Annotated in this window: 1 protein-coding gene; it reads left to right on the top strand. The window is 44.2% G+C overall.

The window, feature by feature from the left end; genetic code table 11:
* Positions 1–703, top strand: a 703-nt coding sequence (locus ABS768_RS17585) for an FUSC family membrane protein (RefSeq protein ID WP_408076253.1), incomplete at both ends; no start/stop codon positions are given.

The raw sequence follows: 703 nt of genomic DNA, 5'->3' as shown, positions 1-703 counted from the left end.
GCGGCCTGCTGGTGGCTGCTGTAATTGTTGCAGGCAGTACCCTTATGGTAAACCTGCTGTACGATTTTAAGTGGCTTTTTTACCCGTTAGTAACGCTGCTGGTATTTTTCCTCTCTATGCTTTCGGTATTTGGGCAGCGTGCCACCATGATATCTTTTAGCGGGCTTTTGGCTATAGCTCTTGGTACCGGGCATTTGCACAGTGGTGCCGAAATGTTTACCAATGCATTGCTAATGTTTGGGGGCGGCCTGTTTTATATGCTGCTTTCTGTTACGTTTAATATACTCAGCCCATATCGTTATACCGAATTACAGATAGCTGATTGTTTAAGGCTTACTTCTAAATACTTGAAGCTACGCGGCGATTTATGGACAGCATCGGCAAACCGTGACGAAATCACTAAAAAACAACTGGACCTGCAGGTAGAAATCAATACTATTCATGATAATCTCAGGGAAGTATTAATGCGCAACCGCTCTAATGCCGGGGGCTCTACGCGTAACCGCAGGATGCTGCTAGCATTTATATCGCTGGTTGAAATACTGGAGCTGGCACTATCAACTTCTTTTGACCATACCACGCTGCACCAGAAATTTGATGGCCATTCAGAAATTCTGAATACCTACCAAAACCTTGCCTATAATATGGCAGCCCGGCTCAAAAAAATGAGCAGGGATATTATTGTCAAGCGTAAACTAAACAC

The sequence above is a fragment of the Flavobacterium rhizophilum genome, assembly GCF_046000485.1.
Lineage (GTDB): Bacteria > Bacteroidota > Bacteroidia > Flavobacteriales > Flavobacteriaceae > Flavobacterium > Flavobacterium rhizophilum.
The sequence above is the reverse complement of the archived record's forward strand: the minus strand, read 5'-3'. Positions and strand labels throughout refer to the sequence as shown.